Source organism: Ruegeria sp. AF5, from assembly GCF_056541905.1.
Genome location: NZ_JBQFYZ010000003.1, coordinates 47,674 through 73,039 on the forward strand (window position 1 = coordinate 47,674; position 25,366 = coordinate 73,039).

Here is a 25,366-nt window from a genome sequence, read left to right on the forward strand (position 1 = left end):
CCCTGTCGGCGGGGCATACCAAGGAGAGAACAGCGTGAGTGTTCGTGACGCGGTTCTGGCGAACCTGAAAAAGATCACCGATCCGGTTTCAGGTCAGGACATTGTCAGTGCGGGCATCGTGCGTGCGCTGAATGTCGAGGGCGATACGGTTCGCTTTGTCCTTGAGATCGACCCGAAGCATGCCGAAAAGATGGAACCTGTGCGCGCAACAGCTGAAAAGGCCGCACAGATGGTTGAGGGCGTCGTAAATGTATCGGCCCTGATGACTGCTCATTCCGACAAGGCGCCGCCGGATCTGAAGCCGAAACCCAAGCCCTCGCAAACTGGACCACAGGCCGTTCCCGGTGTCGACCGGATCATCGCGGTTGCTTCTGGCAAGGGGGGGGTGGGCAAATCCACCGTGTCGGCCAATCTGGCCTGTGCACTGGCAGCAGAAGGGCGGCGCGTGGGTTTGCTGGACGCGGATGTTTACGGGCCGTCGCAGCCTCGAATGCTAGGCGTCTCGGGCCGTCCGGCCAGCCCCGATGGCAAGACTATCCTGCCGCTGCGCAACCACGGCGTCACCATGATGTCGATGGGGTTGATGACCAATGAAGGGCAGGCCGTTGTCTGGCGCGGGCCGATGCTGATGGGGGCGCTGCAACAGATGATGAGCCAGGTGCAATGGGGTGCCCTGGACGTGCTGATCGTCGACCTGCCGCCCGGCACCGGCGACGTGCAACTGACGCTGAGTCAGAAATTCAAGGTGGACGGCGCTATTGTCGTCTCGACGCCGCAGGACGTGGCGCTGATTGATGCCCGCAAGGGAATCGACATGTTCAATCAGCTCAAGACGCCTATCGTTGGGATGATCGAAAACATGTCCACGCATATCTGTTCGAACTGTGGGCACGAAGAACATGTTTTCGGTCATGGTGGTGTCAAGTCCGAGGCCGAGGCGATGGGCGTGCCGCTGCTGGGTGAAATCCCGTTACATCTGGACATTCGTGTCGCCGCAGACGGTGGCGCGCCAATTGTGGTCAGCAAACCAGACAGCCCTCAGGCTGAGGCTTTCCGCAAGATCGCCCGCGACATGATCGCCAAAGGCACCGCATGAGCCAACCGGTCTTTCCCCCTTTGTTGACGGGTCACCCGGTTCAGGGTGGGGAAGACCCGTTTGAACGCGCCCAGGCTATGGCGGCTTTGGGCTGCGATGCGGGGGCGGTTGTTTATAACATTCAGGCCGATTACCTGCGTGTCGCGATCGTTTTCGCGCCCGAGGTGCCGCTTCGGGACGCGATGGCGATGCTGCCGCTTTGTGCTATTGGGTTTCAGAATGCGCTGGGCGCTCTGGCCCCGCCTGAAGTGGCAGTGCATCTGGGGTGGGACGGTCTGATTTGCGTGAATGGTGCGAAATGCGGTGTGTTCCGCGTTTCGGCCTCCGGGGGAAACGCGGAAGAAGAACCGGATTGGCTGATTGTCGGCTGGGAGCTCGCATTGATGCAAACCAGCAGCGCGCCCGGCGAAACGCCGGATGTCACAGCCCTTTATGATGAAGGTTGTGCCGAGGTTTCGGCCACGCAACTGGTCGAAAGCTGGTCACGCCATATGCTGACCTGGCTCAACCGCTGGCAGGAGGATGGCAACGCGCCCCTGCATGCCGAATGGATGGGCCTGCTGCGTGGCGTAGGTGAGCCACTGGTTGATGGCGGTGTATTCCTTGGCACGGATGAGCGGTTTGGAATGCTGATCCGCGACGGGGTCAACACCCGTCTTCGCCCGCTGACGGAACTATTGGAGAACGGACGATGAAACTGGCCCGCGCGATCCATTTCGATGAAAGCGACATGAACGTGTTCCATTCTCCGGCACGTACGGGCGAATGGTGCGTTTCGGGCGGGTTCGAGTTTTCGAACTGGAGCGGCGCGGATCTGGAAGGTAAGGCGCGTCAGGCTTTTGCGAATGGTTGGCTGGGGCTGGAAACCTTTGGTCGGGTGACATTTGTGGCGGTAACCCAGATCGAAGCGGCTGAAAGGGGTCAGATCACCCGCAATCTGGCAGAACACTTCGTGCAGTATTACGGAGCGCCCTCGGTCGAAGCAGCATTGAGCGTGGCACAGAGCGAAATCGATCACATGTCAGAGCTGTGTGAAGACCATGCCGCCAACACGCTGCTGACCGTCGCCAGAGAATTGTCTGAGACAGGAGTGCACGAAGCCTTTCGTGTGATCACTCCGCAAGACGCACAGCTAGAGGTTCTGGCGGTGCATGGGTCGTTGGACGACTAGAAAGGGTCGACAAACCCGCCGAACTGACCGCGCTTGAAGATCAGACCCTTGCCAGTGCGGTACATGACCTGATCCACATGACCCACAATGATCAGATGATCTCCGGCCTCGTGCCGGGCATGCAACCGGCAGTCAAACCGTGCCAGACAATTGGCCAGCTGTGGGCGATCAGCCTCGTCCGTCGTCCACTCGGCATGGGTGAAATCGACACCGTCACGAGCAAATCTTAGCGCCTGATCCTGTTGATCCTGAGCCATGACGTGGATCGAGTAATGGGTGCAGGTGCTGAAAGTGTCGAAGCGGTTTGACTCTCTGGCCAGGCACCACAACACCAGCGGCGGGTCCAGGGACACCGACGCAAACGAGTTTACGGTGATTGCACGTGGGCCGTCATCGGTTTGCGCAGTTATCACGGTGACGCCTGTTCCGAAACATCCCAGCGCCTCACGAAAGGCGTGGCTTTGATCCGGGGTCGGTGTGAAAATCTTTTCCGTCATATCGCGCGCGTGTTCCTTGGCCGCGCATCAGGTGCCATGCGTGGCCCGGATTGTCCACGAAAAGCTGAACGGCGTTTGCAAATTTCGGTGTTAATTCAGGTCTTCCAGAAGACGTCCGTGTTTGCGGGTCTGGACGATAACTTCGCCAAAGGTGTTCAGCCCGCGCGCCTGCAGAATGGGCAGCATCTTGACCAGCGCCTCGGCCGTTGCCACCGCGTCGCCCAATGCCGTATGGCGCAGCGCCTCGGGGATAGTGATGTCCAGCCGTTCGCACACTGCGTCCAGTGTATGTGTATCGCTTGCGCCGAACAAAACAGCCGACAGCAGCACAGTGTCGAGTATCGGATGATCCCATTCGACTTCCATACGCTTGGCATGGCGGCGCAGGAACGCCATGTCGAACGGGGCGTTATGGGCTACGATCACCGCATCGCGTGAGAATTGGTGAAACACACGCCCGGCTTTGACGATATCCGGCGCGCCCTGAACCATGCGATCACTGATCTTGTGCACGCGGGTCGAGGCAGCAGGGATCGGAATGCCCGGATCAACAAGCATGTCCAGATGCTCGCCCGCAACGATCTTGCCTTTCACAACGCGGACCGCGCCGATTTGAACGATCTCATCCTTGTGCGGCAGCAAACCGGTTGTTTCCGTGTCAAAGACCACAAAACACAAATCCACCAAAGAGCGGTTTTCGAACGCGCCGTCACCCGGCGTGTCCAGCAACTCGAAATCATAGACCAGCGGGCGGGCCTCATCTGGCGACATACGGGCAACGCTGTCTTCGAACACCAGCATGTAACCGGGTGCGTCCCCCAGTGGCTTCATGCGGGCCGAATAGGTTTGTCGGCCGTCCACGCTGGTCAGGGTGCAGAAGACATCCTTACCAGATTTGCACAACTTCCCATACGCGTCCGTCAAACCCGTCGATTCGATGTATTCGAAGAGAGAAGCGTTTAGGCGAGGATGCGCGATCTGGGCCAGCACCTCGGCCGCCTGTCCGTCATACAAAACGATTTGGTGTTTCGGACTGGCCAGCAACATGGCGACCGGGATTTCGGTCAGAAGGGCGGTGAGGCGCTGTTTTTCCGCCGCCAGATGAGCGGTTTCGGCTGCCACCGCCTCGGCCGTGTGCATGGCATTTGTGGCAAGTTGTTCGGCAAGGCCGGCCGCTGCAGGGGCCAGATCGCCCAGGTATCGCGCGGCCTGCATGTCCAGATTGGTGCTGACACCGGCATGAGCGCGGGCCCGCAATTGCGCTGAAAGCCGTTCGATCGGCTTGGCGACATTGTCGTCAAACAACAGCCAGACACCTGCGATCAAAGCCAGCAATCCAAACCCGATCAGAACCTCGGCAAAGATGAAGTCATCAAACAGGTCAGGTTGTGCGGCCCGGGCATAGGTGATCCACAGGGCGGCGGAACTGATTGATATCCCGCCGAGCGCGAGCAGGCAGAAAAACAGAAATATCCTGAGCCTGAGGCTTAACCCTGTGAGCATGGTCAAACCCCGCAGGTGGCATCGATGATGGGGTCGGCAGGCCCGGCAGATATCCAGTCTGCATTCAGAAGACGTCCGTCATCGGAAAACTCAGCACCGTCCGCAAGGTTGGCGCGACGATTCTCGGCACAGTTTACGGCCACGGGCAGTTTTGAAACCGGGGCCCAGCGTCCGAAGAAGTAAAGATCGACAAGCCGTTGATCTGGCACGTTTTCGTTTGTTCGCACCGACACGGTATCGATGGCGGCAAAGCGGTCGACGAAGGGCATGGCGTAGGTCCACGGGCGGTAGAGGGCGCGGCTTTCAACCTCTTGCACGATTGCCATCTCCTTGGGAAGCTGTTCGCGCGTACGCTCATACCAGGAATACTCGCTGGAGATGGTCACAGCGATCATCCCCAAACCCGCCGCGACCGGAGTAACCCATTTCGGCAACCGCCCTCCGGTCAACTTGTTCAGCACAAGAACGATACCCGCAAAAGCGAAGCCCGCAAAAACAGTGCCGATCAATTCCAGAAACATCGTGTCACTCCGTTCTTCAGATGCATGTCAGCCCAGTAATCCCTTGCCGTGGCCGACCGCCGATTGCATCGTTTTTACCACAACGAAGGCATCACGAAGATGACTTCGCTCAAAGTCCGAAAGATCGGAAGGTGGCAAATAATTGTCTGGTTTCTTGCCCGATTTGACCAGTTGGACCTGATGTTCAAGCCGGGTTTCGGCGATCAGATCATAGGCGTCCAGTAAGTCGTGTGCGCCCGACGCGCTGAGAACGCCATTGGCCTCAGCCGCTTTAAGGCGGGCGCGGGTATTGGCCTCGGGCAGTTCGCCTTGCAAGGCGTAGATCCGCGCCAGATCCACGACCGGAACAACACCATTGTGTTTCAGATCCAGCGTATTGCGATGTTCGCCCGACCGGATGGTCGCAAACCCACGCAGCAGCCCTAGCGGTGGCGTGTGTTTCAACGAGTTCGAGATCATATGTGCGACGAAGATCGAATTGGCCCGAGCTGCGGCCAATGTGTCGGCCTGCAGGTCGGCGAACAGGTCGAACGCGCCGCCAATCGGGCGCAAGTCAAACATGACCGAGGCCAGCATCTGCGCTTCGGGGTTCGGTTTGGCGATCCATCCCTTGAAATAGTCGCGCCAGACACGCACCGGCTGACACCAGCGCGGATTGGTCGCCATCATGTCGCCGGGACAATAGAAATAGCCACAGGTATCCAGCCCGTCCGACACGAACCTGGCCAGCTTTGTAAAGTATTCCATATCCGCATCGGTCACGCTGTCGTCCAGCATCATGCAGTTGTCCTGATCCGACACGCCTGTCTGCTCTTGCCGCCCTTGCGAGCCGCAGGCCAGCCATAGATACGGCACCGGGGGCGGGCCCAGTTTCTGTTCAGCAAGGGCCAGAAGGCGCCGGGTAACCGTGTCGGCAATGTCGGTGATCAGGCGCGTGACGATTTCGTGACGGTTCCCGCCTGCAACCAGTTGCACCAGCAGCTGTGGGATTTCCGCCGTTACCCGCGCCATATTTTCGGCGGTATGTGCCTGTGCGATGCGTCGCACCAGTTCGGCCGAGTTCACGGCCTGATAATATGTCAGATCGGTTTGTGTGACGATACCGACCAGCCGACCGCCCTCGGAAATCGGGACGTGGCCGATGCCGCGTTCCATCATGATGTGCAACACGTCCGAACCAATGTCGCCGGGTGACAGGGTGACGGGGTTCGCGGTCATGATTTCGGAAATCGGCGTGGACGGAGGCAGGCCGTCCGCAACGTACTTGCCCGAGATATCCCGCAGCGTCGCGATGCCCTGCAACGTGTCGCAGTCTGTGATGCACAGCGACGAGATGTGTTTATCGCGCATGATCTGCGCCGCTTTCTGAACTGGCGTATCCGCGGGGCAGGTGGCCGGGTTATGTGCCATCAGAATATCAATGGAACTGGTCGCAAGGCTTTGCGGGCCACTTCTGTCGCCGCGTGTCCGGTCGAAGAACTTGGCGACCACATCGTGACCGTCGATCAACTCGCGCACCAGATCCGGTGGCAAAACAATCAGGACCGACGGAGTATGCGCACGCGCCTTGGTGGCTGCCTTACCGTCTTTCAGCAGTCCGCGCTCTCCAAAAGAATTGCGCAAACCCAGTTGAGAGACAACGGCACCATTCTCATCGGTGATTTCAACCTGTCCTTCATAGATCACGAACACACCAGGAAGCGCATGACCCAGTTCATAGACCGAGGTGTCCTCCTCGACTTCCCAAACCTCGATCTGTTTTACGATCTGATCCAGGGCATCAGCCGGTAACGCGTCATAGGGATGAACGGATTTCAGAAACCGGGCGATTTCATCGTGGGACAGGGGCATCTGATGTCTCCGATGTTTTGGTGGAAAAATCCCGCCCAGTGGTATGCCGGGCGGGAGTAGTGGATCGAAAGACGCGGTCGAAGGCAAGTGCCAACGACCGCATCAAGCTCACTTGTTCTGAGCTGCACCCGCACCACGGGGAATGCGAACGCTTTCGACCAGTTCCTTGATCTCCTGCGGAGTTTCCTTGGTCATGCCAGCCACAACATAGGCGACAGCGAAGTTGACCATGGCACCGACAGCGCCGAACGAGGTCGACTGGATCGGACCCAGCAACGGATCGGCATCGGTGAACGAGTTGGTGTCCGGAATGAACAGCCATCCCTTGTGCAGGAAGATGTAGACCAGTGTAACGACCAGACCTGCCAGCATACCTGCAACAGCACCGGTGTTGTTGATGCGGGTCGAGAAGATCCCCATCATCAGTGCCGGGAAGATCGAGGCTGCCGCCAGACCAAAGGCCAGAGCAACAGTCTGTGCCGCAAAGCCCGGAGGATTCAGACCCAGCCAGGTCGCTACAGCAATCGCCACAGCCATCGCAATCCGTGCCGACAGAAGCTCGCCTTTTTCCGAGATCTGCGGGTTGATTGCGCCCTTGATCAGGTCGTGAGACACGGCCGACGAAATCGCCAGCAGCAAGCCGGCAGCAGTCGACAGAGCAGCCGCAAGACCACCAGCAGCGACCAGACCAATCACCCAACCGGGCAGGTTGGCAATCTCGGGGTTGGCCAGAACCAGGATATCGCGGTTGAACTTGGTCAGCTCGTTACCGACCCAGCCTTTTTGTTCCGCAATTGCCTGCATCGATTCAGACTTGTCATTGTAGTACTGAATCTTGCCGTCGCCGTTCTTGTCTTCCCAATCCAGCAGACCGGTTTTCTGCCATGTGGCCATCCAGTCGTACCGAGCATCATTGTCGATCTGTTCGACTGTAACGGCACCACCTTCGATGCCACCATTGGGCCACATCATGTCGGTGATATTCAGGCGGGCCATTGCGCCAACAGCCGGAGCGGTCAGATACAGCAGCGCGATGAAAACCAACGCCCAGCCAGCCGACCAGCGTGCATCAGCAACTTTGGGAACGGTGAAGAAGCGCATGATAACGTGCGGCAGACCGGCGGTACCGATCATCAGCGACAGGGTGAACAGCACCATGTTCAGCGTGTTCGAGTGATGGGCCGTGTATTCGTTGAAGCCCAGCTCTGTCACGATGCCGTCCAGCTTGGTCAGCAGCGGTACACCGCTTGCAGTGTCGCCAAACAGACCCAGTGCCGGAATCGGAGTGCCGGTCAGCTGTAGCGAGATAAAGATGGCAGGGATGGTGTAGGCGGTGATCAGCACGCAGTACTGAGCGACCTGTGTATAGGTCACGCCCTTCATCCCTCCGAACACCGCGTAGGCAAACACAACGCCTGCACCGATCAACAGCCCGGTGGTGTTCGACACTTCCAAGAAGCGGCCAAAGGCAACCCCAACACCGGTCATCTGACCGATAACGTAGGTCACCGATGCAACAATCAGACAGATCACCGCAACGATGCGTGCTGTCTGGCTGTAGAAGCGGTCGCCGATGAACTCCGATACGGTGAACTTGCCGAACTTCCGCAGGTAAGGCGCAAGCAGCAGGGCCAACAGCACGTAGCCACCCGTCCATCCCATCAGGAAGGTCGAGTTGTCATAGCCGGTAAAGGCAATCAGGCCCGCCATCGAGATGAACGAGGCCGCAGACATCCAGTCTGCCGCTGTCGCCATACCGTTGGTGACCGGGTGTACGCCGCGACCGGCGGCGTAGAACTCTGATGTGGAACCCGCGCGGGCCCAGATCGCGATGCCGATGTACAGCGCAAAGGATGCGCCGACAAACAGCAGGTTGATGGTAAACTGATCCATTATCCCCGCTCTCCCTTACTCTTCATCCACGCCGTGTTCGGCGTCCAGCTTGTTCATGCGCCAGGCGTAGTTGAAGATCAGCACCAGAAAGACCAGGATCGATCCTTGCTGAGCGAACCAAAAGCCCAGATCAGTACCACCGACGGCGATGCCCGACAGCAGCGGACGCAGCAGGATGCCGAATCCAAATGACACCAGCGCCCAGATCACGAGGCTGATGTAGATGAGGCGCAGGTTGGCCTGCCAATAGCCCTTATCGGCTTCGGCTGCCTGCGCGGAGTTTGTAGATTGATCCGCCATTGCGGGTTCCTCCTTCGCTTCCTCGTTTGGCGGCCCGGTGCCCAACTCCTCCAGTGCGTCGGTCCGCTTCTCGACAATGCCCAACACCGTGTGGTGTCAGGCAAAACTCCACCAGTCCGCCAAAGCGGTCTTTTGAAGTATTCTTTTTAGGATCAAAGCCTTGCGGCTTATCTCCTCCCCTTAACTCATCACGTCGCTGACGATCCCTTCGAGATCGCCCGCGATATCCTCGATCCTGCCCATGGCATTGATGCGTTTCAGAACACCGTGACCGTCGTAATAGGTGATCAGCGGCGCGGTCTGCGCATGATAAGCTGCCAGACGCGAAGCCACGGTTTCAGCGTTGTCATCCGCGCGGCGCTTGAATTCGGTGCTGCCGCACTTGTCGCACTTACCGTCTTCGGCAGGCTTCTTAAACTGGTCGTGGTACCCTTCACCGCAGCCCGCGCAGGTGTAGCGGCCCGAGATGCGGATCACCATTTCGGCATCTTCCACTTCCAGGCTGATTGCTGCGTTGATCTTTTGGTCATTGGACGCAAGCAAACCATCAAGCGCCTCGGCCTGAACCGTTGTGCGTGGGAACCCATCCAGAATGACACCCTTGGCGCAATCTGGTTGCGCCATACGGTCGCGCAGGATCGCAATGACGATCTCGTCACTGACCAGATCACCGGCTTCCATCACGGCTTTGGCGGCTTTGCCTGCGTCGGTGCCTGCGGCAACGGCTTCGCGCAGCAGGTCACCCGTGCTGAGTTGAACAAGTCCGAATTTCTCTTCCAGCATCCGGGCCTGCGTGCCCTTCCCGGCGCCCGGAGGGCCGAGAAGGATAAGTACTGCGGGTGTGGTGATCGTAGCAGCGTCCATCACATCCTCACTTGCCCGCGCGGTTTTCGATCAGGTCTTCGACCACCGACGGGTCGGCCAGTGTCGAAGTGTCACCCAGCGAACCGAAATCGTTTTCGGCAATCTTGCGCAGGATGCGACGCATGATCTTGCCCGAGCGTGTTTTGGGCAGGCCCGGGGCCCACTGGATCACATCGGGGCTGGCGATCGGTCCGATCTCGGTCCGGACCCAGGTGCGCAACTCCTTGCGGAGCTCTTCGCTTGGTTCACGGTCATTCATCAAAGTGACATAGCAATAGATGCCTTGCCCCTTGATTTCATGAGGATATCCGACAACAGCGGCTTCTGCGACGGCGGCGTGTGCTACCAGTGCGCTTTCCACCTCGGCCGTTCCCATGCGGTGGCCGGACACGTTGATCACATCGTCCACGCGCCCGGTAATCCAGTAGTCGCCATCCTCATCGCGACGGCAACCATCACCAGTGAAGTAGTAGCCTTTGTAATCCGAGAAATAGGTCTTTTCGAACCGCTCATGATCGCCCCAGACGGTGCGCATCTGGCCGGGCCAGCTGTCTTTGATGCAGAGCACACCCTCGACACCATTGCCTTCGATCTCGACGCCGGACTGCGGATCCAACACCACTGGTTCGATGCCAAAGAACGGCTTCATTGCCGATCCGGGCTTCATTGCATGGGCGCCGGGCAGGGGGGTCATCAGGTGACCGCCGGTTTCCGTCTGCCACCATGTATCCACGATGGGACATTTGCCCTTGCCGACCACTTCGTTGTACCAGTTCCAGGCTTCGGGGTTGATCGGTTCACCCACGGTTCCCAGAGTGCGCAGATCGCTGAGGTCGCATTTCTCGACAAACTCTTTGCCCTGACCCATCAGGGCGCGGATCGCTGTGGGCGCGGTGTAGAACTGGTTCACCTTGTGTTTTTCGCAAACCTGCCAGAAGCGCGACGCGTCGGGGAAAGTTGGAACGCCTTCAAACATCAGCGTGGTCGCACCATTGGCCAGGGGGCCATAGACGATATAGCTGTGGCCGGTCACCCAGCCCACATCCGCAGTACACCAATACACGTCGCCTTCGTGATAATCGAAGGTGATCTCGTGCGTCATTGCGGCGTAAACCAGATAACCGCCGGTTGTGTGAACAACGCCTTTTGGCTGACCTGTCGAGCCGGAGGTGTATAGGATGAACAACGGATCTTCGGCGCTCATTTCGGCAGGCGCGCAGTAGTCGTCCGCCTCAAGGGCCATTTCGTTGTAGTCAAAGTCACGACCGTCGATCCAGGTGGTCTGGCCACCGGTCCGTTTGACGACAAGGCACTTGACCGTATCCTTGCAGTGCAGCAGCGCCGCGTCGGCATTGGATTTCAGGGGCGTTTTACGACCACCGCGCGGAGCCTCGTCCGCAGTTATGACGACCTTGGCGTCACAGCCATTGATCCGGGCCGCCAACGCGTCCGGCGAGAAGCCTGCAAAAACGATAGAGTGAATTGCGCCGATCCGCGCACAGGCCAGCATGGCATATGCCGCCTCGGGGATCATCGGTAGATAAATGACAACGCGGTCGCCTTTGCGCACACCCAAAGATTCAAGGACATTTGCCATGCGGCAAGTGCGGCGGTGCAACTCCGCGTAAGAGATATGCTGAGCCGGATCATTTGGATCGTCCGGCTCCCAGATGATTGCCGTTTGATCACCGCGGGTTTTCAGGTGGCGATCCAGACAGTTGGCCGAAACATTCAAGGTGCCATCGGCATACCAGTTTATCTTAACCGAACCGAAATCGTAGTTAACGTCTTTGACCTGGGCGAAGGGTTTGATCCAGTCAACGCGCTTGCCTTGCTCGCCCCAGAATGCGTCGGGGTCGCTGATCGAAGCGGCGTACATGTCGGAATATTTTTCGGCATCAACATGCGCACGTGCGACGGTTTCTGCGGATGGCGGATAGGTCTTGGCATCTGCCTGGGCAGCGGTGGTCATTTTTGAGGCTCCTCCCTCTGGACTGGATTTCGTTGGGATATTTTTTGCCACTTGGTCCGGCAATGTCGATCCCGTTCCTCCCCAAGGTCGAATATTACCGAGTTCTGAAAATAAATAAATAAATTGCCGGAATCCCTGAATTTATTTGTAAAAAAATTTCTAACTGCGGCCACATCTAGTAAAGAAAAAGCGCAAATTTCGTAAAAATCTTTTTAAAGTAAATGGATAGGTGTAACACATGCCCTGCTTGCAGTACTTGACACATGCGGGGGTCAGTTCACGAACACCTGGTTTTCCTGCATGCGCAATCCAATCGGGAACTTCTTCTGATACCAGCGGAAAACCAAGGCAGGGTTGGCACAGTAGAATGTTGGCGCTAGCTTGATCCTCAAGCGCCTCGGGAGGAGGCGCATCAATGGGAGATCAAATGATGAAAAAGATGTTGAGCGGCGCCGCTGTCGCCGCCCTGAGCTTTGCCTTTGTCGGTGAAGCTTTTGCTACTGAGTGGAACGCATCGGTCTGGGGTAAGCGTCGTGCCTTCACTGAACATGTTGAAAAACTGGCCGAACTTGTTAGCGAAAAAACCGGTGGTGAATTCACCATCAATGTCAGCTATGGCGGGTTGTCCAAGCCGCGCGAAAATCTGGACGGCATTGAAATCGGCGCCTTCGAGATGGCTCAGTTCTGTGCAGGTTACCACCGCGACAAAAACCGCGCGATTACTGTTCTGGAGCTGCCCTTCCTTGGCGTGAACAACCTGCAGGAGGAGGTGGCGGTCAGTCATGCGGTTTATGACCACCCCGCAGTCAAGGATGAGATGGCGCAATGGAACGCCCGCATCATCATGACCTCACCGATGCCGCAATATAATCTGGTCGGCACTGGCGAGCCGCGCGATGAACTGGCTGATTTTGACGGAATGCGGGTCCGTGCAACTGGCGGTTTGGGGCAAGCCTTCGAGGCGGTCGGAGGTGTTCCGACATCAGTTCCCGCAACCGAGGCGTTCAATGCCATGGAATCCGGTGTCGTCGACACCGTGGCCTTTGCCCAGCACGCACACCTGTCTTTCGGAACAATCAACGAAGCCGACTGGTGGACGGCAAACCTGAACCCGGGAACGGTAAACTGCCCGGTCGTGGTCAACATTGACGCCTATGAGGCCCTGCCAGCCGCGCATCGCGAGGCGCTGGATAGCTCGATTGATGAAGCGATTGACCACTACCTGACAAATTACGACGGATTGCTCGAGCAATGGGACAGTGTTCTGCAAGAAAAGGGTGTCCAGAAAGTCATGATTGATGATGCCGTGATTGCAGAATTCCGCACTAAAGCAGCCGACCCGATCCGTGAAAAGTGGATCGCGGAAATGACGGAACAGGGGCTGCCAGCGCAGGATCTTTATGATCTCGTGCAGATGACGCTGACGCAACAGCGCGGCGGCAACTGATCCTGAACCCGGGTGCCTGCCAGGCACCCGGTACACTAATATTGGGGAACACTGGAATGGCAGGACAGGCCACGGTGCTGGTGGACGGAAGTCGTCTGAGCCAGCTGGATCAGCAGTTGTTGAAACTGGAGCGTTTTCTAGCGCTCATCAGCGGTTTGGCAGTATTTGGCCTGATGGTCCTGGCCGTTATCTCGGTCAGTGGGCGCAATGCCCTGAATGCCCCATTGCCAGGATATGTTGACTGGATCGAACAGGCGATGCCATTGATTGCATTTCTTGGCATTTCTTATGTTCAACGCGACGGTGGCCACATCCGCATGGACATCGTTCTGTCGCGCCTTCACGGCAGAGGGTTGTGGTTGTTCGAACTGATCTCGGTGGTTTTGATCCTGCTTCTGATGCTTGCACTGGTTTGGGGCAGCTGGTCTCACTTCGACCGCTCCTTTGATTTCGGTGCACCATTGTGGAGCCGCGACAGTTCCATTGATATCGGGATTCCATTGTGGCCCGCCAAACTACTGGCCCCCGTTGCGTTTTCCGTACTGTGCCTGCGGCTTGCCTTGCAGGCTTGGGGCTATGGCCGCGCATTATGGCTGGGATTGGAAACTCCGGTGGCCGTTCCGTTGATACAGAACGCGGCAGCACAAGCAGCGGCTGAGGCCGAACAGTTCGAAGGGCAGGACTGATTTATGGACACGATTGAAATTGGCCTCTGGGTCACGGGCGGGCTTCTGATCTTTGTCGTGGTCGGCATGCGCGTGGCCTTCGCTGCGGGCTTGGCCGGGCTAATTGGGCTTGTTTGGATTTTTTGGGCCAAGTTTGGGTATGATCCGGCGCGGTTCGGTAAAGCGCTGACTGTTGCGGTAAAAACCGCCGGGCAAGTGCCGCATTCCAAAGTTGCCTCTCATACCCTTAGCCTGATCCCGACCTTTATCCTGATCGGGTATCTGGCTTATTACGCAGGTCTCACGCGGGCGTTGTTTGAAGCTGCCAAACGCTGGGTCGCATGGGTTCCCGGAGGGTTGGCGGTTTCAACCGTATTCGCCACTGCTGGTTTCGCCGCGGTGTCGGGTGCCTCGGTTGCCACCTCTGCCGTCTTCGCCCGCATCGCGATCCCGGAAATGCTGAAGGTAGGCTACAACAAACGCTTTGCTGCTGGTGTGGTGGCCGCCGGAGGAACGCTGGCATCACTGATTCCACCATCGGCTATTCTGGTGATCTACGCGATCATCGTCGAGCAGGATGTCGGAAAGCTGCTGTTGGCGGGGTTCATTCCGGGCGCGTTTTCAGCGATCATCTATGCCGTGCTGATTGTCGGGATCGCTGTGATATTTAAATCCGTCGGTCCTCCGGTCACAGGCTTTACATGGAAACAGCGCTTTTCGGCCCTTCCCGGAGCCATTCCTATTGTCGCCGTCATCCTGATCATCATCTGCTTTGTCTATAACCCATTTGGTGAAAAAGCGTGGGGCACGCCGACGGAAGGCGGCGCAATCGGCGCCTTCATTGTCTTCTGCTTCGCGCTGTTTCACGGCATGCGTTGGAGCGAGTTCAAATCCGCGTTGCTAGAGACGGCCAAGCTTACTGCGATGATCTTTTCGATCATCTGGGGCGTTCTGATCTATGTGCGGTTTCTAGGGTTCGCAGATCTTCCGGGCGCCTTTTCTGACTGGATAACCGGGCTCGAGATGTCGCCCATGTTGATCCTGATCTGTATTCTTCTTGCCTACGCCGTGTTGGGCATGTTCATGGATGCGATTGGAATGCTTCTTTTGACCTTGCCTGTTGTTTATCCGGCGGTCATGGCGCTGAACGGTGGTGAAACGGTCAGTGCTGCAGACAGTGCGTTTGGCATGTCCGGGCCGATGTGCGCGATTTGGTTTGGAATTCTGGTCGTCAAAATGGCCGAATTCTGCCTGATCACACCGCCCATCGGACTCAACTGCTTTGTCGTCGCCGGGGTGCGACCGGATTTGAGTGTTCAGGATGTTTTCAGGGGTGTGACACCCTTTTTCGTGGCCGACGCGCTGACCATAGCAATGCTCGTGGCTTTCCCTGGTATTGTACTCTACCTGCCATCGCTTGCGGGGTAGGTAGGATGCGAGGCTCTGCCTCGCGCTCCGGGATATTTAAAGCCAGATGAAGAACGGATCCCCTGCTTCATCTGGCCAATAAATATCCCGGGGGAGGCGTCCGGCACGGGCGGCGGGGGCAGAGCCCCCTTAGGTGCGCCTAACCGGCCCGCATCAGCATTCCGAACAGGTCGCGCGGATCGTCCGGGTCGGCCAACATGTCCAGAGGCTCAAAGAACGCAGTGCCTTCGATCACCTGCTTGACATAGCGCAGGGCTGAGAAATCTTCGATCGCGAAGCCAACACTGTCGAACAGGGTGATTTGGCGGTCGTCTGTGCGCCCTTTGACAGCTCCGGTCATAACCTGCCACATCTCGGTCACGGGATGATCAGCATCCAGCGCTTGAATCTCGCCCTCGATCCGGGTTTGCTCGGGGTATTCGACAAAGATGTCCGAGCGCAGCAGGATATCCCGATGCAATTCAGTCTTGCCGGGACAATCGCCACCGATGGCGTTGATGTGGACGCCGGGGCCGACCATGTTGTCGGTGAGGATGGTGGCGTATTTCTTGTCGGCCGTGCAAGTGGTGATGATCTGAGCACCTTCAATAGCGTCTTCCGGCGTCTTGCATGGGATGACCGTCAGGCCTTTGCCTTGCAGGTTTGCGGTGCATTTCGCTGTTGCACCGGGATCGGTATCGTAAAGCCGGACAGTGTCGATCCCGCACATTGCCTTGAAAGCGAGGCATTGGAATTCGGACTGCGCCCCATTGCCGATCATGGCCATGGTCGTGGCATTCTTTGGGGCAAGATAGCGCCCGACCAGAGCGGACGTCGCCGCCGTGCGCAATGCAGTCAGCATCGTCATTTCGGTCAGCAGAGTGGGATACCCGGTGTAAACATCCGCCAGCAATCCGAATGCGGTCACAGTTTGCAGACCCTCGGAGGTGTTTTTGGGATGTCCGTTCACGTATTTGAACCCATATGCCTCCCCATCCGAGGTGGGCATCAGTTCAATCACTCCGTGGGGTGAATGCGCCGGAATGCGCGGGGTCTTGTCAAAGCTTTCCCACCGTTTGAAATCGGATTCGATCTGATCGGCGATCTGTACGATCATCTGTTCGACACCTATGTGGTGAATCAGCCGCATCATGTTGTCGACGGACACGAAAGGCACGAGCGCCTTTTCAGAAGGTTGGGTCATCAGAAACTCCGGGTGGGGCGGTCAAAGATGCGGCGGCCCATAAGTGAGGCGGCCAGATCGACCATCAGCTTTGCAGTGCGGCCACGTTCATCCAGAAACGGGTTCAGTTCGACAAGATCCAGAGAACTGACCAGTCCGCTTTCATGTAGCAGTTCCATGACCAGATGAGCCTCGCGTTCGGTCGCACCGCCGGGAACAGTGGTGCCGACGGCAGGGGCAATGGCCGGATCCAGGAAATCAACATCCAACGAGACGTGGAGAAGAGCGTTTTCGGCTTTCACGCGATCCAGGAACGCCAGCAACGGCGCCTTGATCCCATGTTCGTCAATGCTGCGCATGTCGGCCAGCATGGCGCGGTCCTGTTCCAGCGCCAAACGTTCCGCCGGGTCGACAGAGCGCAGGCCAATCATGCCGACTCGGTCCGTTGGCACGACAGCGGGTAAGGGCGGAAGCGCCTCGAATCCCGACCTTCCTGTGAAATAGGCGACAGGTGTGCCATGCAGGTTGCCGCTGTCTGTACTGTCGGGGGTGTGAAAATCACTATGCGCATCCAGCCACAGAACGAATAGCGGGCGGTCGACCTTAGCAGCATAGGCGGCCATCCCGGTCACGGTTCCCATGGACAATGCGTGATCGCCGCCCATGAAGATTGGAATGCCCTGTTTAGCTGCTGTCAGTGCGGTCTTGCTCAGCGCTTGCGTCCATCCGACGCATTCGGGCAGCGCGAACAGGTGCGGATGCTCGGGCAGGTCCGTTTTTTCAGGTTGCACGTCGCCCCAATCGCAAACGGAGTGACCAAGATCGGCCAAGGCCTGATCCAGCCCGGCCACGCGATATGCGTCAGGACCCATTCGGCAACCCTGACGCCGTTTCCCGGCGTCCATCGGCGCGCCGACTAAAATGATGTTTTTGCGTTCCATGTGGTCCATTTAGGCCGTCACTGTGTCTTGCGTGAAGAGCACAAAATGCTCAAAATGGATCAGGAAGCTCCTTAATGAGAAGGTAATATGGACGAATTGGATAGTCGTCTGCTGGGCGCCTTGCAACGTGACGCGCGCGCCAGCCTGTCAGAGCTGTCAGAAACACTTGGTGTGACCCGCACTACGGTGCGCAGCCGTTTGCAACGGCTCAAGCAATCCGGAGAGATCGTTGGTTTTACCGTGTTGACGCGTCGGGATCTGGCGCAAAGCCCGGTACGTGGGCTGATGATGCTGGAAATCGAGGGGCGTGGCACCGAGCGCGTGATGTCCCGGATCGGAGCCATGCGGCAGGTCACGGCGGTCCATTCGACCAACGGCAGTTGGGATTTGATTGCCGAAATCAGTACTGAAACTCTGGCCGAACTGGACGAGGTTCTGTTTCATATTCGCAGGATCGACGGCGTTACACGTTCGGAAACGAACCTGCTGCTGTCAACACGCAAGGGGCGGCTCTAGTGCTTTGAGATGAATGCGACTTGTGCCAGAGTTTGTGAGTAGACAGGGTGCGACTTACCCTTAGGTAGGCCGCTTGCTGACTAAGGGTTCAGTATTTCCGGAAGGCTTGCGGCATGACCACATCTGAAAATGGTGACGAACCTTTGGCCGGACAGTGGGCCGAACGACTTGCTGGTCTGCTGGAAAAACCCTGGCTGCGCATCGCGATACCGGTCGTTATTACCGGGATTGCCCTTTCGGTTTTGCACGATCTGTCGGCCCATGTGAAATGGTCGGATGTCCAGACCGATATTTCGGCGACATCATGGAAATTGATGGTTTTTGCGATGTGCTGGACAGCGTTCAGCTTTTTGTCGCTGTCGCTCTATGATGTGTTCGCGGTACAGAGCGTGGCAGATGGCAAGGTGCCGTTACCTGTGGCGGGGATGGCCGGAGCCAGCGGATACGCGGTGTCGAACTGCCTTGGGTTTTCCTACATCACGGGAACCGCGATCCGGTATCGGATATACGCGTCGCTTGGCTTGGACCTTGGCCGGGTGGCTGGCGTAATCGCGACCTCGTGGGTGGCGTTCTGGATGGGTCTGATCCTGATTTTGGGCTTATTGCTGACCCTGCACCCGGATGGAATATCCAAGGTGATGCCCGTCAGCGAAACGGTCGAAACCACCATAGGGTTGTGCTTGCTGGCTGCATTTGTTGCGATGTTCATTTGGCTGTCCAGCGGTGGCCGGCGGTTGGCTGTTGCGGGCGTCGGTTTCGATTTGCCCGGAGGTAAACTGGCGGGCCTGCTGACGTTGGCTGCCATTGGGGACCTGTTTGGCGCATCCATGGTGCTTTACGTACTGATGCCGGATGATCTGGGTGTCGGGTACCCGTATTTCTTCACGATCTATATCGCCGCCATTGCCGTTGGAATCCTGAGCCATGCGCCGGGTGGGATTGGCGTGTTTGAGGCGACATTGATTGCCGGTCTGGGGGCGTCAGGCCGTTCGGATGTGATTGCTGCGTTGCTGCTGTACCGGGTGGTTTACACTTTTCTACCATTTGTAGTCGCCAGCCTTTCCATTGCCGTTGCATCTGCCTTGACCCAAAGACACATGATCGGCGGTGCCGCCATCTGGGTCTATCGCGTGATCCGTCCCATGGTTCCGATGGTCGCGGCCGGGGTTGCCGCGGTGGCCGGGGTAATCTTGCTGGTGTCGGGCGCGCTACCAGCGGGGGCGCAAAAGCTCAGCACGCTGAAAGATATGCTGCCGCTTTCGTTTGTCGAGGCTTCGCATCTTGCAGGCAGTGTCGTTGGGGTGTTGCTATTGCTGGTGTCGCGCGGGTTGTTCCGCAAGCTCTACCGGGCATGGGTCGTTGCGATGGTGTTGATGGGTGTGGGGTTCTTTGCGTCGCTTGCAAAGGGGCTCGACATCCACGAGGCGTTTTCGATGCTGGGAACGATTGGGCTGCTGGCTATGTTTCGTGGCGCGTTCTACCGGGTCAGTGGTGCGTCGATATTTCGGCTGAACATCCCATGGCTGATCAGTGTCGTGGTTCTGCTGGCAGTGATTTTCTGGATCGGGCTGTTTGCATATTCACATGTCGAATACCAAAACGATCTGTGGTGGCAGTTTGCCTGGAACGGTGACGCCTCGCGCTTTCTGCGGTCCAGCCTTGTTGTGGCCGTGATCGTGGGCATTGTTGCCGTGAACTCTCTGTTCGGGCGTGAGGTTCCGACACCACAGCGGGTTGAAATCCCAGAGGTTGTCGAGCGGCTGGTGATGGAGAGTGAGGATACGGAGTCGCAAATCTCGCTCACCGGTGACAAGCAATTCCTGATCTCACCGGATGAGACCGCATTCTTAGCGTATGCAGACACGGGCAATGCGCTGATTTCAAAAGGAGAACCGGTTGGTGACGAGAGGGCCGGGCAGCAACTGATTTGGCAGCTCCGGGAAATGGCGGATCGCGAAGGTAAACTTTGCGCGTTCTACAGTGTCTCGACCAAATATCTGCCGACTTTTCTGGATCTTGGACTGTCGATCCTGAAGATTGGCGAGGTTGCGCGGGTGTCATTGCACGATTTCTCGCTGGACGGAAAGTCGCGCAAGCGGTTCCGGCAGGCCAAGAACCGTGCTCAACGCGAAGGATATGTGTTCGAGATCATTCCGAAAGAAGAACTGGCGCCTCTGTTGTCAGATTTGCGTGGGATTTCAGACCGCTGGCTTGCGCAAAAGGCCGGTGCAGAAAAGGGCTTTGCACTGGGGGGGTTTGATGATCAATACCTGTCCTATTTCGATCATGCGATCCTGCGTGATGGCAACACCGGCAAGGTCATGGCCTTTGCCAATCTGTTCCAAGGAGGGAACAAGTCCGAGCTGTCACTGGATCTCATGCGCTATGAACCCGATAGCCCAAGTTTCGTCATGGACGCTCTTTTCGCCGACATGATGGATTGGGGTGCGCAGCAGGGGTTTCACTGGTTTTCACTGGGTGCCGCACCGTTCTCAGGGATCGAAAACCGTCAGCTTGCTTCGCTTTGGAACCGCATCGGTGGGTTCGTTTACGAACATGGCGAACAGTTCTACCATTTTGAGGGCCTTCGTGCGTTCAAGCAGAAGTTCGATCCGGAATGGAGCCCGAATTATCTGGCCAGCCCCGGCGGGCTGGCCGCGCCCCGCATCCTCTATGAGGTTAATATCCTGATCTCGGGCGGGTTGCGCGGGTTAACCAAGTAGCACCTAATTCAGGCTTGCGCGGGTTGGGGTTTTCTGCAGCAGATCGCCCCAATCCGTGCGATAGGCCATCTCGGCCAGAACGGTTTCGGGCAGGAATTCCTGATTTTGCCGGATTTGCCATCCGCCGCCCAGACCCTTGTAAACCGCCACCAGATTGCTGGATACCTGCTGCCGTGCCTCGATCAGATTGGCCTGCGACCGCAATAGTGCGGTCTGGGTGTTCAGCACGCGCGAATAATCGGCAATGCCATCTGTATATTGGCTGACGGCGATTTCGGCAGCTTTGCGTGAGGCTTCGACACTTTGCTGATAGAACCCGACCTGCTTACGTGCCTGCGCATAAGCGACCATGGCACTTTCAACCTCGGAATAAGCGGTCAGCACAGTGTTCTGATAATTCGCAATCAGCGCCTGGTAAGCGGCGTCCTGCGCGCGAACATTGTTCTTGATGCGGCCATAGTTCAGCACATTCCAGACCACACCGGCACTGGCCAGACCGGTGGTGCTGCCACCGCTGAACAGATCGCGCCCGCCGGATGCCTGCAGACCGATTGCGCCTGACAGGATGAATTGGGGATACAGGTCCGCCATCGCGATGCCCACTTGTGCCGATTGCGTGGCTGCCGCCAGTTCAGCCGCGCGTACATCCGGGCGGCGGCGCAGCAATTCAGCGGGAACGCCCACTGCCACATTTGCCCGGGCCGATGGAATGCGGCCGGTATTGCCCAGCAGACCGGTCATGCGTGAAGGTGTCGTGCCCAACAACACCGCAAGCGCGTTCTTGGTCTGTTGCAGGTCGCTTTCCAGTTCGGGTACCAGCGCCTTGGTGTTGTTCAGCAGGGCGGCGGATTCCTGTACGTCCAGTTCCGTGGTGACGCCATTGTTAAACCGCAGCTGAGTCAGGTCTGCCGAGTCCTGCTGCAATTTGATGTTCTCGCGCGCAATTGCCAGCGTCTCTTGCAGCGCCCGGATATTGACGTAAAGCGCGGCGACATCCCCGGTCAGCGTCACCAGCGCGTCGTCGTAGTTTGCTACTTGCAGGGCCAGATTGGATCGCGCGGCCTGAACGCCGCGCCGCTGCGCGCCCCAGACGTCCAACTCCCACTGGGCATCGAAGCCGACTTGCGAGGTCGAGAACTCGGTATCCAGCGGGATGACGCGATTGACATCCGAAATTGGCCCCAGATTGTCGCTGATCTGGCGCCGTTCAAGCGAGCCGCCAGTGGCCTGCGACTGCGGGTAAAGCTCGCCAAAGGCGATACCCAGTTGCGCGCGCGCCTGCAAAACCCGCGCACCAGCGACCTGAAGTGTCAGGTTCTGGGCGTAGGCCTCGGCAATCAGTTTGTTAAGGGTCGGATCATTGAATGTCTGCCACCATTTCACGACAGGCGCACTGCGCGACGTCAGCCCGCTTTGACTGGCGCTGGGGTTGTTGACCTCAATCCATTGTTTTACGACAGGTGAATTGGGGCGCACAAAATCCGGTCCAACGGGTGTGCAAGCCGCGAGAGTGGCGGCGCAAATGGCGGTTCCCAACAACCTGCGGAGTGTCATGGCGCGCATCCTCAGATATCCAGGGGTCGGATGAAGTTGGCGAAGGAATAAAGGCGGATGTTGATGCGCCTCAGAAACTCAAAACTTTTGCCCTGGCCTGTATAGATTGCCACAGCGGCATGGCCGCCCGCTGGGAAGATGTGGTCTTCCGGCACATCGACGGTGATCTGAACCGCAATCCGACCGGGCAGTTTGGGCAGCTCGAAACCGGGCAGGCGGCCCGACGGGATGAGTTGCCCTTGACGGGTGGCCCACCAGATCGCTTCGACCTTGCCCGTCAGGATTTCACCGGGATAAAGATCAAGCGCGACTTCGACCTCTTGTCCCGGTTCGACAAATTTCAGGTTCTGCTGGCGGAATGTGGCAAGGATATAAGGGCTTTCATCAGTCACGAAGCTGGCAATCGCACCCAACCGGACGTCACCGACTACCAATCCGGGGCGGGCCTGCTGTGAGACGATCATGCCATTTTCAGGCGCATAGATTGTTGTGTTTTCCAGAAAATACTCGGCTTCGGCCAATTGCGCCTGCGCCTGAAGGATGCCCGTGTTCACGCCGTCAATCTGCGATTCCAGCGCCAGTTGAGCCTTGGTCAGGTTGGCCCCAGCCTGTTTGACGGCGGCCTGATCTTCCGTCACCTGTTCGTTCCATCGATCCAGATCGTCCTGACGGGCGCCTCCGGCCGGAACAAGATTCTCATACCGCGCCTGTTGGGTTTGCGCATAGGCCAATTGCGCATTGGCCCGTTCGACAGCTTCGGTCGACGCAATGACATCCTGTTCAAGGATTTTGGCGTTCTGCTGTGCCGCCACCAACTGGGCCTGCGCATTATCGACCGCCAGCGAAAACACCGTATCATCGAACCGATACAGCGGATCGCCCTTTGCGACCGGTGTATTCGGTTCAACAAGAACCTCGGACAGAATCGTCGGCTGTGTCAGCTTGGGGATGATCTGTATGGTCGAACGTACCACGTGGCTGTCTGCTGAAAACGGCTGAAAGAAGCGCAATGCCACAAGGAAGATCAACAGCAGGTGTGCACCCACCCAGAACGAAACAATGCCCCAGGCAATGTTGAACTTCAGCCATTCCAGCTTGAAAAAAATGAGCCAGACGAAAATGATGTAGAACAGCGTGATGCCGAGGGCGACGAACATAGGAAATAGGGTCCTTCGGTCTTAACTGGGTTGTGTGTCATCTGTGTCCAGACGATCCTGGTATTCGGGTTTGACCTTGCCGCCAAGGCGTTTGATTTCATCGCGAATGGCATCTTTTTCCTCGTCCGGGCCCCGGCGAATATCGACCGTGACGCCATCGTGGAAAGCCCACATGAAGGCGTGAACCCAAGGCACGACAGCCAAAAACCCCATCCATCCCATGATCTTTACGGCTTCGGCATGGGGATGATTACGTTTGATCGCGATCCGCCCCGGAAGGCCCATAATGAACAGGAACAGCGCCATAACTGCTGCAAGCAGCAGGATCAGCGCGACCAATGTCAGATAGTCATAATAGCCCAGCGGCTGGCCCAATAGTCCCATGTGTGTGCCTCCATCAGGGGAAGGTTAGGGTATCCTCAGTCATTCGTTTTCAGTTCGTCAATCAACTTGTAGTCCGTTGGCGGGTCATCACAAATGCCCGGTCCGCATTCCAGCAGAGTTGAACCGGCGTTCAGTACGGCAAGTGCCAGCATGACAAAGAAGGCGGTTTTGGCCAGCTTGTTTCCCCCAAAATGTACCTCGCTGGCCGCGCCCGAGTCATATTGGCGATCAAACAGCAGCATGAACGACGTACCCAGCAGGACAAGGAAAAAGGCGATGCCCGCCCAAGTGTAATAATGCAGCCCCAGAACGGGCGATCCGTAATGGCCGGTTCCAGGCACAATGTGCAACAGGATTTGCCGGATCGAAACACTGCCGCCATACAAAGCGGCAATGAGCATGATGGCATAGTGCTGCGGTCGCGCGCCATAAAGCAGGTTCAGGCCCAGCCCGACGCCGACGGCTACAAAGCCGACACGCTGCAACAGGCAAAGCGGACAGGGCAGTTCGTAAAGGACAAGTTGATAGAAGAACGCCAGCGCCAGAACGAGACTGACGGCCAGCATTCCGATCGCGTTTAGTGTACGTGACAGTTCGGGTGTCATGATGAGGCCCTCAAAGCTGAATTGTCAGCTGACTGGTGGCGTGGAATTTCAACCAGTAGATACTCAGGGCAATCGTAAGGAAGAACAGCGCATTGCCTGCCTTTGTCATGTTGAAATAGTTGAGCCCCATCGTGGCAGTAAGTAATGCAAATAAAAGCGCAATCATGGCCCGGTGCTCCCCTCCCGTGCACATATCTTTATGCAAACGATAGTGTCAGGCCGGGTGGCATCTGGCAAGCGGCGCGGTAAATTGGAGACTATTCTTAATGTCCGCTAGTTACACAGGACGATGTCCGTTTGCCATTCCTGACCGCGCAGGTGCAGATCGCCAGGTAACGGCGCATCCGTGTAAATCGCATCGATTTCAGCCAAAGAAGCGATGCGCGCCGGGGCCGAGCGGTGAAACTTGGAATAGTCGGCAACCAGAAATGTGCGGCGTGCCTGCGCAATGATGGTCTGGCTGACTTGTACCTCCTGAAAGTCGAAGTCCAGAAGATCTCCGTCAGTGTCCAAAGCTGAACAGCCGATTACGGCAAGGTCAAATTTGAATTGCCGAATGGTCGAAACAGTCAGGTTCCCGATCAACCCGCCGTCGGTGCGCCGCAGGACGCCACCGGCCATGACGACCTCACAATCCGGGTTCTCAATCAGAATGTTTGCGACATTGATGTTGTTGGTCACAACCATCAGATTCTTGTGGTTCAGCAATTGCCGCGCCACGGCCTCGGTCGAGGTTCCGATGTTCATGAAGATCGATGCGCCGTCGGGGATATCGGTGGCGCAAGCCTGTGCAATACGGGTCTTGGCGTCGGCGTTCAGGGCACGGCGGTCTTCATATCCGATGTTTGACACGCCCGAGCGCAGCACCGCGCCGCCATGCACCCGATCCAGTTTACCTGCCTCGGCCAACTCGGTCAGGTCGCGCCGGATCGTCTGGACCGTGACACCAAATCTTTCGGCCAACCCGTCAACGGTGACGCGGCCTTCGGCCCCGGCAATGTCCAGAATGTCAGATTGGCGAAAAGACAGGGACATGGTGTTTCCAAACTTGAAGTGTTTCTTTCGTTTTTGTTCTTTTTGGCCGATTTTGCAAGAACGGTATTAGGAGATTTCAGG

Annotated in this window: 24 protein-coding genes; 8 read left to right on the forward strand and 16 right to left on the reverse strand. The window is 57.5% G+C overall.

Annotation, left to right across the window (positions count from 1 at the left end):
* Positions 1–34 precede the first annotated feature (34 nt).
* The 3 genes from ACR0DS_RS06460 to ACR0DS_RS06470 are packed head-to-tail and all read left to right on the forward strand — an operon-like array spanning position 35 to position 2,267.
* Positions 35–1,096 carry an Mrp/NBP35 family ATP-binding protein gene (locus ACR0DS_RS06460; protein ID WP_480558610.1) on the forward strand — a complete coding sequence of 354 codons (1,062 nt, stop codon included), beginning with the start codon at positions 35–37 and terminating at the stop codon, positions 1,094–1,096.
* The gene (locus ACR0DS_RS06465; RefSeq protein ID WP_480558608.1) at positions 1,093–1,791 is read left to right on the forward strand and encodes a biotin/lipoate--protein ligase family protein; all 699 of its coding nucleotides are present in this window, start codon (positions 1,093–1,095) and stop codon (positions 1,789–1,791) included. The genes ACR0DS_RS06460 and ACR0DS_RS06465 overlap by 4 nt, the downstream gene beginning before the upstream one ends.
* A complete protein-coding gene (locus tag ACR0DS_RS06470) occupies positions 1,788–2,267 on the forward strand; it encodes a DUF6505 family protein (protein ID WP_480558606.1) in 480 nt (159 codons plus the stop codon). The genes ACR0DS_RS06465 and ACR0DS_RS06470 overlap by 4 nt, the downstream gene beginning before the upstream one ends.
* Here ACR0DS_RS06470 and ACR0DS_RS06475 read toward each other — a convergent pair.
* The 8 genes from ACR0DS_RS06475 to acs form a co-directional block, all read right to left on the reverse strand.
* On the reverse strand, positions 2,264–2,764 hold the full coding sequence (locus ACR0DS_RS06475) for a flavin reductase family protein (protein ID WP_480481309.1): 501 nt from the start codon (positions 2,762–2,764) through the stop codon (positions 2,264–2,266). The genes ACR0DS_RS06470 and ACR0DS_RS06475 overlap by 4 nt on opposite strands.
* A 90-nt stretch (positions 2,765–2,854) precedes the next feature.
* The gene (locus ACR0DS_RS06480) at positions 2,855–4,267 is read right to left on the reverse strand and encodes a 3'-5' exonuclease (protein WP_480558604.1); all 1,413 of its coding nucleotides are present in this window, start codon (positions 4,265–4,267) and stop codon (positions 2,855–2,857) included.
* 2 nt (positions 4,268–4,269) lie between these two features.
* Positions 4,270–4,788 (reverse strand): hypothetical protein, encoded by a 519-nt coding sequence (locus ACR0DS_RS06485; RefSeq protein ID WP_480485883.1) that lies wholly within the window; start codon positions 4,786–4,788, stop codon positions 4,270–4,272.
* Between the two features lie 27 nt (positions 4,789–4,815).
* Entirely contained in the window at positions 4,816–6,639 is a 1,824-nt protein-coding gene (locus ACR0DS_RS06490) for a putative nucleotidyltransferase substrate binding domain-containing protein (protein WP_480558602.1), read from the reverse strand.
* Positions 6,640–6,747: 108 nt separating this feature from the next.
* Entirely contained in the window at positions 6,748–8,532 is a 1,785-nt protein-coding gene (locus ACR0DS_RS06495; protein ID WP_480481301.1) for a sodium:solute symporter family protein, read from the reverse strand.
* Between the two features lie 15 nt (positions 8,533–8,547).
* Positions 8,548–8,832, reverse strand: a complete 285-nt coding sequence (locus tag ACR0DS_RS06500) for a DUF4212 domain-containing protein (protein ID WP_209504901.1) — start codon at positions 8,830–8,832, stop codon at positions 8,548–8,550.
* A 180-nt stretch (positions 8,833–9,012) separates the two neighbouring features.
* The gene (locus ACR0DS_RS06505) at positions 9,013–9,696 is read right to left on the reverse strand and encodes an adenylate kinase (RefSeq protein ID WP_267364040.1); all 684 of its coding nucleotides are present in this window, start codon (positions 9,694–9,696) and stop codon (positions 9,013–9,015) included.
* Positions 9,697–9,703: 7 nt separating this feature from the next.
* A complete protein-coding gene (gene acs / locus ACR0DS_RS06510) occupies positions 9,704–11,668 on the reverse strand; it encodes an acetate--CoA ligase (protein WP_480558600.1) in 1,965 nt (654 codons plus the stop codon).
* Between the two features lie 430 nt (positions 11,669–12,098).
* On the opposite strand from acs, the gene ACR0DS_RS06515 reads away from it, so the two are divergent.
* From ACR0DS_RS06515 to ACR0DS_RS06525, 3 genes are read left to right on the forward strand one after another with little or no spacing between them, the layout of a single operon-like run.
* A complete protein-coding gene (locus ACR0DS_RS06515) occupies positions 12,099–13,115 on the forward strand; it encodes a C4-dicarboxylate TRAP transporter substrate-binding protein (protein ID WP_267364050.1) in 1,017 nt (338 codons plus the stop codon).
* A gap of 56 nt (positions 13,116–13,171) precedes the next feature.
* On the forward strand, positions 13,172–13,801 hold the full coding sequence (locus ACR0DS_RS06520) for a TRAP transporter small permease (protein WP_480558598.1): 630 nt from the start codon (positions 13,172–13,174) through the stop codon (positions 13,799–13,801).
* A 3-nt stretch (positions 13,802–13,804) separates the two neighbouring features.
* Positions 13,805–15,208 carry a TRAP transporter large permease gene (locus ACR0DS_RS06525; RefSeq protein WP_480558596.1) on the forward strand — a complete coding sequence of 468 codons (1,404 nt, stop codon included), beginning with the start codon at positions 13,805–13,807 and terminating at the stop codon, positions 15,206–15,208.
* Between the two features lie 139 nt (positions 15,209–15,347).
* On the opposite strand, the gene ACR0DS_RS06530 is transcribed toward ACR0DS_RS06525, so the two are convergent.
* A complete protein-coding gene (locus ACR0DS_RS06530; protein ID WP_480481295.1) occupies positions 15,348–16,391 on the reverse strand; it encodes an ornithine cyclodeaminase in 1,044 nt (347 codons plus the stop codon).
* Entirely contained in the window at positions 16,391–17,311 is a 921-nt protein-coding gene (gene rocF / locus ACR0DS_RS06535; RefSeq protein ID WP_267364051.1) for an arginase, read from the reverse strand. The genes ACR0DS_RS06530 and rocF overlap by 1 nt, the downstream gene beginning before the upstream one ends.
* Positions 17,312–17,398: 87 nt before the next feature.
* Here rocF and ACR0DS_RS06540 point away from each other — a divergent pair, with 87 nt between their 5' ends.
* Both ACR0DS_RS06540 and mprF read left to right on the forward strand, forming a co-directional pair.
* Positions 17,399–17,827, forward strand: coding sequence for an Lrp/AsnC family transcriptional regulator (locus tag ACR0DS_RS06540; RefSeq protein ID WP_480472343.1), 429 nt, complete (start codon positions 17,399–17,401; stop codon positions 17,825–17,827).
* 113 nt (positions 17,828–17,940) lie between these two features.
* Positions 17,941–20,550 (forward strand): bifunctional lysylphosphatidylglycerol flippase/synthetase MprF, encoded by a 2,610-nt coding sequence (mprF, locus tag ACR0DS_RS06545; RefSeq protein WP_480558594.1) that lies wholly within the window; start codon positions 17,941–17,943, stop codon positions 20,548–20,550.
* A 3-nt stretch (positions 20,551–20,553) separates the two neighbouring features.
* On the opposite strand, the gene ACR0DS_RS06550 is transcribed toward mprF, so the two are convergent.
* From ACR0DS_RS06550 to ACR0DS_RS06575, 6 genes are all read right to left on the reverse strand, one after another.
* Entirely contained in the window at positions 20,554–22,104 is a 1,551-nt protein-coding gene (locus tag ACR0DS_RS06550; RefSeq protein WP_480558592.1) for an efflux transporter outer membrane subunit, read from the reverse strand.
* Between the two features lie 11 nt (positions 22,105–22,115).
* Positions 22,116–23,261: an HlyD family secretion protein gene (locus tag ACR0DS_RS06555; RefSeq protein ID WP_267366155.1), complete on the reverse strand. Its 1,146-nt coding sequence runs from the start codon at positions 23,259–23,261 to the stop codon at positions 22,116–22,118.
* A gap of 21 nt (positions 23,262–23,282) precedes the next feature.
* A complete protein-coding gene (locus ACR0DS_RS06560; RefSeq protein ID WP_480485873.1) occupies positions 23,283–23,645 on the reverse strand; it encodes a DUF3302 domain-containing protein in 363 nt (120 codons plus the stop codon).
* Between the two features lie 35 nt (positions 23,646–23,680).
* Positions 23,681–24,250 carry a disulfide bond formation protein B gene (locus tag ACR0DS_RS06565; RefSeq protein WP_480485871.1) on the reverse strand — a complete coding sequence of 190 codons (570 nt, stop codon included), beginning with the start codon at positions 24,248–24,250 and terminating at the stop codon, positions 23,681–23,683.
* A 10-nt stretch (positions 24,251–24,260) separates the two neighbouring features.
* Complete coding sequence (locus ACR0DS_RS06570) at positions 24,261–24,416, reverse strand: DUF5993 family protein (RefSeq protein ID WP_209595994.1); 156 nt, start codon at positions 24,414–24,416, stop codon at positions 24,261–24,263.
* 107 nt (positions 24,417–24,523) lie between these two features.
* Positions 24,524–25,285: a DeoR/GlpR family DNA-binding transcription regulator gene (locus ACR0DS_RS06575; RefSeq protein ID WP_480558590.1), complete on the reverse strand. Its 762-nt coding sequence runs from the start codon at positions 25,283–25,285 to the stop codon at positions 24,524–24,526.
* Between the last annotated feature and the right edge of the window lie 81 nt (positions 25,286–25,366).